This window comes from Runella limosa DSM 17973 (assembly GCF_000482465.1).
In the GTDB taxonomy this organism is placed as follows: domain Bacteria; phylum Bacteroidota; class Bacteroidia; order Cytophagales; family Spirosomataceae; genus Runella; species Runella limosa.
Genome location: NZ_KI519425.1, coordinates 340218 through 350224 on the forward strand (window position 1 = coordinate 340218; position 10007 = coordinate 350224).

Sequence of the window (10007 nt, forward strand, 5' to 3'; positions counted from 1 at the left end):
GATTTTCAGATGAAAATCGCCGCTTTTGTTGTAAGTAGCAAGCAAAATAACTTTGCTACTCAAGTCTCATTACGCTTGTTTCGCTACTTGGATATTGAAGTGAAGTTTTACTTCGTCGCTTACTACCACACCACCTGCTTCGGTTACTGCTCCCCAGTTCAAACCAAAATCTTTACGGTTGATTTTTCCTGTAAGTTCAAAACCTGCTTTGGTATTTCCGTAGAAATCTACCATTTGACCACCGTAATTAACGGCAAGGCTGATAGATTTTGTTACACCTCTAAGGGTCAAATCTCCCGTAAGTGTAAATTCATCATCACCTTTTTGAGCAAATGACGTAGAGGCAAACGAAAGTGTAGGGAAGTTTTCTGCATCAAAGAAATCAGCGCTCTTCAAGTGACCATCGCGCTGTTCCATGTTGGTATCAATGCTGTTTACGTCGGCTGTAAATTGGATGCTCGCACCGTCGAAGCTATCGCCTTCGGTTTGAACTGAACCTTCAAATGATTTGAAGCTACCTGTTACGGTTGAGATAACAAGGTGCTTTACTTTAAACTGTACTTCTGAGTGTGTTGGGTCGATTACCCATGTTGAAGTTGCCATTGCTTTATTGTCTTAATTGAGTTATATCAAAATTGATGACACAAATATATATGTATATACATATAATGTCAATACATTTTACGAAAAATATTTTTTACAACATAAAAAAACCGCTTTAGGAGTGTCTAAAACGGTTTTTTAGAAAAATAAAATCTGATTAAGCCATTTCAGTAACGCCCATGATAGGCACTTCTTTCGGCTCATTATGGCGAATGTACGTTTTGAAAAAACTGCGAACTTTAAGATAAAGCACCCCTAACACTGCCTCCTTAAAAATCTTCGTGGACATTTTAGAAACGCCTTTGGTTCGGTCAGTGAAAATAATGGGCACTTCGGTAAGTTGGTATCCGTATTTCCACGTATTGAATTTCATTTCGATTTGGAAAGCATACCCCACAAACTTAATATCGTCGAGACCAATGCCTTGAAGCACTTCGCGTTTGTAGCAAATAAAACCTGCCGTTGGGTCCATGATTTGCATTCCCGTCACAAAACGCACATAAACGCCCGCAAAGTAGGACATCAGCACCCGCCCCATCGGCCAGTTGACGACATTGACACCTTTAATGTAACGCGAACCAATCGCCATGTCGCTACCGCCTTCGGAACAAGCTTGGTAAAGGCGTTCCAAATCGGCAGGGTTGTGCGAGAAATCGGCATCCATTTCAAACAAATAGCGGTATCCTTCCCGAATCGCCCACTTGAAACCGTGGATATAGGCCGTGCCTAGTCCCTGTTTACCTTTTCGTTCCAAAATATGCAAGCGACCAGTAAATTCGTTTTGAAGCTCTTTCACTTTGAGTGCAGTGCCATCGGGTGAGCCATCATCCACAATCAGGATGTCAAAAGGCTGCGAAAGACCCATCACACGGCGAATAATCGCTTCAATGTTCTCAATCTCGTTGTACGTCGGAATCACTACCACATACTCTTTCATAGCTTTAGCGGGTTTGGGGATAATAACTGCTCTAATACAAAAACGATTCCAAACTATGATAAGTATGTAACAAAATCGTTAAAAAGAGTTAATTTTTATAGGTTGCTAGAATATTCCTTCACAGTGTCGATAAAACAACGCACTTTATCGGGGTCGGTGTCAGGATAAACGCCATGTCCTAAGTTGGCGATGTAGTGTTGTGTTCCAAAAGTATCTATCATCTTGCGCACCTCTTTGCGAATTTGGTCATAAGGCGCGTACAACACGCAGGGGTCGAGGTTGCCTTGAAGCGTTTTGTTAGGAATCAGCACGCGTGACTCAGCAGCGTCCATGTTCCAATCTAAGCCTACTACCGAACAGCTCAATTGTCCAATTTCTTGGCGGGCAAAAAATGCACCTTTGGCAAAAACCGTCACGGGAGCTTCGGTAACGGCATCGCAGATTTGTTTGATATAAGGCAACGAATACTCGCGGTATTGCTCAGGTGAAAGAATACCCGCCCATGAATCGAAGATTTGTACCAAGTTGGCGCCTACGGCAATTTGGGCTTTTAAATACGCAATGGTGCTGTCGGTGATCTTTTGAAGCAATTTATGTGAAAACTCAGGGTCGGCATACAGGGCTTTTTTAGCGACTGAAAACGTCTTTGACCCACGGCCTTCTACCATGTAGCAAAAAATAGTAAAAGGTGCGCCCGCAAAGCCAATGAGTGGTACGCGGCCGTTGAGGTCACGCTTCACGATTTTGATGGCTTCTAGTACATAGCCCAAATCTGTTTCGGGGTCGGCAATGCGCAAGGCGTCGATATCGGCCGTCGTTTTGACAACGTTCGGAAATACGGGGCCGCGTTTTTCTTCCATTTCATACGGCAATCCCATGGCCTCGGGCACTACGAGAATGTCAGAAAAAATGATGGCAGCATCTACGCCCAACAAATCAACGGGCTGGATGGTCACTTCGGCGGCTAGCTCGGGGGTGGTGGCCAATTGGATAAAACTTCCTGCTTTCTCGCGCACAGCACGGTACTCGGCTAAAATTCGACCCGCTTGACGCATCATCCAAACAGGTACACGTTCGGTTTTTTCTCCGCGTGCAGCACGCAGAAACAAGTCATTTTGTAGTAATTCCATACTGCAAATGTACGAAGAAGCGGGCAGTTGAGATGGGGGTAGGGGTAGAAATATCCGTTTAATAAAAAAGCCGCCAGCGGGTTTGATCCCAATTGGCGGCTAAGGGTTTATAGAGGAAGGTTACGATGCCAACCCGTCGAGGGAAAGGTGGCCATTATAAAAACGTAAATCAATCAAATCGGGAGGGAGCGTTTTGGTGTTCCAGTGGCGATGGATGCTCAACGCCGCCCCCAACGAAGTGGCTTGCGCTATCGATGCCGCAAATACCTCTAGGTCAGGAAAAGCCCCTGCCAACAGATTCATATAAATGGGGTTTTTGGAAAAACCGCCGTCCACAAAAATCCGCTTAACGGTCGAGCCTCTTAAAACCAACTCCGTCGAAATGATTTGCTGACCGACAATGTCCAAAATCAACTGGTGATAGGCTTGTTCGTACGAGTCAAAAGCTCCCAAATCACGTTTTCCAAATAACCCTTCGGTCATCGGAGGTTTTGAGAGGCTTTCAAAGTCGATGCCTTCGGTTTTTTTCTCGGTTTTGAGTTGCTGAATGATGGCCGCATCAAACGCTACTTTTTTGTAAAAATCCAGGTCTTTGTCAAAATGGGTCGCCAATCGCTTGGTTTGCTGTTCGTGTTCGTAGCCCGCAAATAAGCGCGATGCCTTCACAGGTTTGCCGTTGTACTGCATGTAGCACAAACAGTCGTATTGAAGCTCCTCGGCCGTCAGCGGTGTATGATTGTAAGGATTGAGGCTAATGCACCACGTTCCCGTTGAAATCAATACAAAAGGCTCTAAAAAGCTAACCAAGTACGGAATCAAAGCCGATGAACTATCGTGCAAACCGACGCCAACGATGCGCTCTTGCTCATTGAGCACGTGAGTTGAAACCACGTCTGCGGACTGAATAGGAGCAAGTTTAGCTCCGATTTGCTCATTGGACACCCAAGCGTGGTAATCATTTGTATCAAAATCCCAAAGGTTGGTATGGCAACCAATGCTCGTAATATCGGAAGCAAACTGCCCCGAAATCAGCGAACTGACGTATTGGGGTAAGTGCAGTGAGTACTTTATTTTTTCAAACAACGCAGGGTTTTCATGCTTCAGGCGATAAATAATCATCCCCGAATTGAGGCTCCCTAAAATAGGAGAGGCCGTTTTGCGCGAAAACTCTTGCTCCCCGCCGTAGGTATCATAAAATTGTTTCTTGAGTGCCTCAGGGTACGGTTTTAGGTAATTGTACAAAGGAGCAACGGGCTTGCCGTCTTCGCCTACGTGAACAAAACTTGCTCCGTAGGTTGAAAAATTAATGGCTTTGACGTCGTATTCTTCGAGCGATAACACTTCTTGGAGCGATTGGATAACCCAATCAGTCAAGAGGTCAACGTTTTCGCAAGGGTCGCCGTCTTCGTCGGTTGTTTCGGGAAATTGCCCCGATTTTTCCAAAACGATGCGATAGTTTTCGTCAAAGAGGAATACTTTTTTGTTGGTTTTACCAATATCCAATACGGCACAAACAGGAGTTTTCATTTGTCTTGATTATAACCAGCAATAATGTCTATAAATGCAACAATAATGGCTGCTTTGTGAGGGTTATTGTCTTTTAAAATAAGCGATACAGGATAAATTTCGCCATCACTGTCCTGAATTCCACCGTCATATTTATTGTAGTCCATCGGAGCAAAATGCTCAAACCATCTATCAAACTTTGTTTTTCGAATATTTTGACGTTTGTCTGCTGATTCGCAGATATAAATAAGCAGATGGTCGTTGCTACTAAGGTAAAAGTCTTCAAAGATTGCCGCGATGGTACGAGATACTTTTGTATCGAATATTGGGCTTCTCCCAGTAGGGTTATCAGCTACAATGATGGATAATTCGTAGGTGTTTGCGGCATATAAGGGATTGTCAAACAAATAGGGTGTAGGCTTGAGCTTAACTTCATAAACAATGCCATTCTCAGTTTGAAAAGAATAGGTATTGTTTACGCCTCCCCAAAATGAAAAATTATAGTTCTGGGATGATAATTCCTCTTGCTGCATTTTTTTTTCGTAATTCTCTAAGCATTGCTTGGTATTCGGGTGTCTTAACCCGTTCCTCCGTTTCTCGACGTGATTCTTCTTGACTTGCTTTCCAGCGAGCAATCAAACGATCAATATTTGCCTGACGCTCTTCTTTGGTGAGTTCTTTCTTAACCGTTTTCATTGATTCATTTATTTTATCTAAAACCAAATATACGATTTTTTGATTCACGCTATTATGTTGAGACAATAGCTGTACATCATTGAGGACAGCTATTGTCTCTTTTATTTTTTACAAGCCAGTCGCTACAGTTTTAAGACCACGTTCGGCAATGAGATTTTCGCGTACTTTTAAGTGGCGGAAAAGTCCCAATGGATTTAACGCTCCTCCTGCCCGAAGCCGAGCTTCGGCTACGATTGCCCGAACGTCGGTACGGAACGCGTTTTGGAGAATTTCTTGGCAACGAACCACATCGCTGACAGCTTGTGCTTCTTCGAGGGCCTTTCTATCGACCGAAAGTGCCTGAGCATAAGCCATCATAATTCCTTCTACAGATTGTAGTAAGTCTTCAAGCGGGTCTTTGACGTTGTGCGAAGCATCAATCATCCAGCCCAAATCAGTCGCGTGATTTAACCCACGGGCATCCATACCGTCCACCAATTCGTTGAAGATAAGGAACAATTGGTACGGTTTCATGGCGCCTGCCGTAAGGTCGTCATCGCCGTATTTAGAGTCATTGAAGTGGAAACCACCGAGTTTTTCTTCCATCAACAACAAGGCTACAATTTGCTCAATATTGGCGTTGGGCAAATGGTGTCCCAAATCAACGAGTGTATAGGCGCGGTCACCGAGTTTTTGTACGTACGAGTAGGACTGCCCCCAGTCGCCTACGGTCGTCGAATAGAAGTTAGGTTCGTAGGCTTTGTATTCCAAGAACATCTTCCAGTTGTCGGGCATGGCCGCATAAATTTCGTGAAGACTTTCAAGGGTATTTTGGTAAGCTCTGCGGAAGTTGAGTTGGCCTGGGAAACACGAACCGTCTGAAAGCCAAACGGTCAACGATTCCGAACCAAGCTCGATACCGTGCTTAATCACTTCAATGTTATGTTCAATGGCTTGTTTACGAACGCCTTTGTCAACGTTTTGTAACGAACCAAACTTATAGCTTAACGCTTGGTCGGCTTGGTCTTGGAAGGTATTGGAGTTAACGGCGTCAAATTTCAAGCCGTGTTGAGCTGCCAATGCTTTAATCGCTTTGGCATCTTTTGGAATATCCCACGGAATGTGAAGGGAGATCGCGCCCGATGCTTGATTCAAGGCGTGTAATAAACCTACGTCTTCAATTTTTTCTTCAAGGCTACGAGGTTCGCCACCGCCAGCAAAACGGCCAAAACGCGTTCCGCCCGTTCCAAGTGCCCACGAAGGAATGGCAATTTGAAAATCAACCAATTTTTGAATGATGGCTTCGGCATTTTCAATTTCTGAAACAGCGAAGCTCAAACGGCGTTGATGTCCCGTAAGTAGGTCATCGTTATGCTGTTGTATTTTATACTTTTCGAGTTGCATGGTAAGAATTGGGATGAAGAAGTCAAAAAAACAGGTTATAGTGATAAAATCTAACGCCTGAATTCAGGCGTTAGATTCGAGTATTAAACTAACCTATGATGAAAAAACAATCTTTTTTAGCGAACAAACGCCATGGCTACTCCGCCATCTACGTTCAAAACGTTACCCGTTGACTTGCTGAGTAAGCCTCCTACGAATGCGAAGCACGCATTGGCGATATCGTCGGGAAGGATGGCTTCGTTGAGGAGCGTACGTTTGGCATAATAAGCAGGAAGCTCTTCGATAGTAATACCGTAAGCTTTGGCGCGCCCTGCTGCCCAGCCACCTGCCCAAATGTTTGAGTCAGCGATAACGGCATCGGGGTTAACCGTATTGACACGGATTTTATCTCCGCCAAGTTCAGCTGCATTCAGACGGCTCAAGTGCAACTGAGCTGCTTTAGCCGAACCATAACCTGCGTTGTTTGGCCCAGAAACAAGGGCATTTTTACTTACAATATTGATGACATCACCCCCAAAACCTTGCTTGCGCATTACTTCTACGCCCGCTTGCGTCACAAGGAACTGCCCTTTGACGAGGATGTCGTACAAGCGATCCCAATCTTGAAGGGTATGGTCTTGGATGGGTTTTGAAATACTGATTCCTGCGTTGTTGACGATAATATCTACGCCACCAAACGCAAGCGCTGCGGCATCCATCGCATCCACAATGCTAGCAGCATCGGTTACGTTGAGGAGTGTAGTCGATACGGAATCTCTGCCAAATTTCTTCACAAATTCGTCTTTTGCTCCTTCAAGGCGTTCTTCGTTGATGTCGTTAAGAACAACCACCGCGCCTTCTTCGGCAAACTTTTTCGCGATAGCTTTACCAATTCCCCCTGCGCTTCCCGTCACGAGTGCTACTCGTCCTGACAAGGCTTTGGGTTTGGGCATCCGTTGAAGTTTGGCCTCTTCGAGCAACCAGTACTCGATATTAAACGCTTCTTGGCGGGGCAATGCCGTATATTCAGATACCGCTTCCGCGCCCTTCATTACGTTTACGGCATTGATGTAATACTCCGAGGCCAAACGGGCCGTCGTTTTATCTTTTGAGAAGGTAAACATTCCCACCCCTGGGTACAAGATAACGACAGGGTTAGGGTCGCGCATGGCAGGGCTATTAGGATGCTTACAAGCTTCGTAATATTCAGAGTACATCGCACGGTAGGCTTCAAACGCAGGTGTTAATTTCGCTTTGATAGCCGCTACGTCCGAAAGGTCTTCGTCGGGAGTAAGTTCAAGCACCAACGGAGAGATTTTAGTGCGGAGGAAGTGGTCTGGGCAAGAAGTCCCGAGGGGAGCCAATTTGTCCAAATCGTTTGAGTTTATAAACTCCAGCACCCGCGCATCGTCGGTGAAATGTCCCACCATCGTGCGGTACGACGAGCAGAAACCACGCAAAATGGGTGCTAACTTAGATGCTTGTTTGGTACGGGCTTCCACAGGAAGGCTCTCGATTTTTGGCCCACCGAATACTGGACGCGTCTTACCATAATTAGATTCTAAGTATTCGGCGCATTTTTCAATTACTTCAAGGGTATTGAGGTAGCTTTCGTACGCCGTGTCACCCCACGTAAACAAACCGTGTGAGCCAAGCATGATACCACGTAATTTGACACCGCGAGAAGCGGCTTCTTCCAAACAAGCGCGGAGCTGAAGACCCAATTCAAAACCTGGGCGTTGCCAGCCTACCCAGCCTACTTCACCACCAAACAATTCTTCGGTGATTTTCTTCCCGTCTTTGGCTGCTGCAATGGCAATGGCCGCATCTGGGTGAAGGTGGTCGATGTGCGCAAATGGTAAAAATCCGTGGAGAGGAGTATCAATAGAAGGTGCTTTTGAGGCGAGATCAAAGATACAGTGGTTGAACAATTCTACCATTTCATCTTCAAACTCCACACCACGATAAACGTTTTCGAGGTTTCGTAAGCGCTCCATGTACAATGCCGCGCATCCTGATTTTTTGAGCGTACCAATGTCTCCGCCTGAGCCTTTTATCCACATTACTTCGACATCTTTGCCAGTAAGTGGGTCTTTATCCGTAATTTTAACGGACGTGTTACCGCCTCCGTAGTTAGTCAAACGAAGATCGGCGCCCAGAATGTTGGAACGATAAATAAAAAGAGCTACTTCGTCGCCCGCGAGTTCGGCGGCTTTGGCTTCGTCCCAAAGATAGCTCACATGTTTGAATTGCGTGGTAGTCGCTGACATGGTGTTTTGTGCGATTATGAATAGTATAGTACCTGTTCTGAGATTGATAGTACAAATTTAGGTGACGTTTCTTTGGATAGTGTCATGTACCTTCATGGACTATTTTTATATTTTCTTATCTTTTATTTTTACGACCATGAAAGCAATGATTGTTACCCAAACTGGCGGACCTGAGGTTTTATCTTTAGAAGACCGTTCTGTCCCTATTTCTACTGGTACAAAGGTGCTTATCCGCGTTTATGCGGCGGGCATAAATCGTGCCGATATTTTGATGCGTCAAGGTCGTTACGGGATTTCGTCGCAGCCACCTTCCGAGCCGCTGGGGCTTGAAATTGCGGGGGTAGTGACCGAAATTGGCGAAAATGTGTCGCGCTGGAAAGTGGGCGATAAAGTGTGCGCCCTCATCAAAAATGGCGGATATGCCGAGTATGCTTTGGCCGAATCCGCTCATTGTTTGCCCATTCCGTCGGGTATGTCGTTCGAACTGGCAGCGTGTTTGCCCGAAACGTGCATGACGGTTTGGAGCAATGTGTTTCAGCGAATGCAATTAAAAACTGGCGAAAATTTTTTGGTACACGGAGGCACGAGTGGGATTGGTGTCACGGCCATTCAGTTGGCAAAAGCGTTTGGCGTGCAAGCGTTTGCTACGGCAGGCAGCGATGAAAAATGCCGTTTCTGCGAAGAGCTTGGCGCCGTTTGTTGTGTCAATTATAAAACGCAGGACTTTCTGGAGGAATTAAAGCCCTATGGAATGGACGTGATTTTGGATTATGTCGGAGGAGATTATACGGCCAAAAATATCCGACTTTTACGCCCCGATGGCCGTTTGGGCTTTATTGCGAGTTTGGGCGGGGCACAATCTCAGTTCAATATTTTGGAAATCATGAGCAAGCGAATCACGATTACGGGAAGTATGCTTGCCCCGCGCGACGATGCGTTTAAGGCGCAGTTGGCCGCCGAGGTGGAAAAACACGTCTGGCCGTTGATAGAAGCGGGAACGTTTAAGCCTATTTTGTATAAAACGTTTCCATTAGAAGACGCTGCTGAGGCACATCGCCTGATGGAAAGCAGCGAGCACATTGGGAAAATTGTCCTGTGTATGAAATAAAAAGGTCGGGTTGTAAGCAACCCGACCCACGTTTTGTGCTGAGGGTTGCTCATTGTAGATTTACTTTTTCAAAATAATATTTGGCAATGAAGGAGTTAAACCGATTACTCACTGGTACTCAGATACTGAGGTTATGTTTGGTTTCTCCTTCATGACAAATGCTGATAACGGACAGTTCATTGGGTATTTTAGCCCGTCTCACAATGTTGTTTATAGGCATTTAATTGTTTCATCTTTTTTTATTTTAGTTATGGGTACTTATCTTGGAATCGACATTAGTAGTGACTTTATTCACATCGCTTGTGAAGATAATACTACTTGGGTTTTCACCAAAGTTGAGAACGAGCTCAAAGCTATTGATGACTGGATAAGCAGCATGCCAGAAGATATTCATG

At 45.2% G+C, this 10007-nt stretch carries 10 protein-coding genes; 2 read left to right on the top strand and 8 right to left on the bottom strand.

Annotated features, from left to right (window positions below; all coding sequences use genetic code 11):
- Positions 1-69: 69 nt before the first annotated feature.
- From K339_RS0124640 to K339_RS0124675, 8 genes are all read right to left on the bottom strand, one after another.
- The gene (locus tag K339_RS0124640) at positions 70-603 is read right to left on the bottom strand and encodes a YceI family protein (protein ID WP_028525994.1); all 534 of its coding nucleotides are present in this window, start codon (positions 601-603) and stop codon (positions 70-72) included.
- 157 nt (positions 604-760) lie between these two features.
- On the bottom strand, positions 761-1540 hold the full coding sequence (locus tag K339_RS0124645) for a polyprenol monophosphomannose synthase (protein WP_028525995.1): 780 nt from the start codon (positions 1538-1540) through the stop codon (positions 761-763).
- Between the two features lie 95 nt (positions 1541-1635).
- A complete protein-coding gene (gene hemE / locus K339_RS0124650) occupies positions 1636-2670 on the bottom strand; it encodes a uroporphyrinogen decarboxylase (RefSeq protein WP_028525996.1) in 1035 nt (344 codons plus the stop codon).
- A 120-nt stretch (positions 2671-2790) separates the two neighbouring features.
- Positions 2791-4197 carry an FGGY-family carbohydrate kinase gene (locus tag K339_RS0124655; RefSeq protein ID WP_028525997.1) on the bottom strand — a complete coding sequence of 469 codons (1407 nt, stop codon included), beginning with the start codon at positions 4195-4197 and terminating at the stop codon, positions 2791-2793.
- Positions 4194-4709, bottom strand: a complete 516-nt coding sequence (locus K339_RS0124660) for a DUF6169 family protein (RefSeq protein WP_028525998.1) — start codon at positions 4707-4709, stop codon at positions 4194-4196. Before K339_RS0124660 ends, K339_RS0124655 begins: the two co-directional genes overlap by 4 nt.
- Complete coding sequence (locus tag K339_RS0124665; protein ID WP_157607734.1) at positions 4675-4920, bottom strand: hypothetical protein; 246 nt, start codon at positions 4918-4920, stop codon at positions 4675-4677. The genes K339_RS0124660 and K339_RS0124665 overlap by 35 nt, the downstream gene beginning before the upstream one ends.
- Positions 4921-4980: 60 nt before the next feature.
- Complete coding sequence (locus K339_RS0124670; RefSeq protein ID WP_028526000.1) at positions 4981-6255, bottom strand: sugar isomerase; 1275 nt, start codon at positions 6253-6255, stop codon at positions 4981-4983.
- 116 nt (positions 6256-6371) lie between these two features.
- Positions 6372-8504 (bottom strand): bifunctional rhamnulose-1-phosphate aldolase/short-chain dehydrogenase, encoded by a 2133-nt coding sequence (locus K339_RS0124675; protein ID WP_028526001.1) that lies wholly within the window; start codon positions 8502-8504, stop codon positions 6372-6374.
- A 136-nt stretch (positions 8505-8640) separates the two neighbouring features.
- On the opposite strand from K339_RS0124675, the gene K339_RS0124680 reads away from it, so the two are divergent.
- Together K339_RS0124680 and K339_RS37765 are read left to right on the top strand one after the other, a co-directional pair.
- The gene (locus K339_RS0124680) at positions 8641-9612 is read left to right on the top strand and encodes an NAD(P)H-quinone oxidoreductase (protein WP_028526002.1); all 972 of its coding nucleotides are present in this window, start codon (positions 8641-8643) and stop codon (positions 9610-9612) included.
- 133 nt (positions 9613-9745) lie between these two features.
- The coding region (locus tag K339_RS37765) for a hypothetical protein (protein ID WP_211243840.1) at positions 9746-10007 on the top strand (262 nt) is incomplete at its 3' end.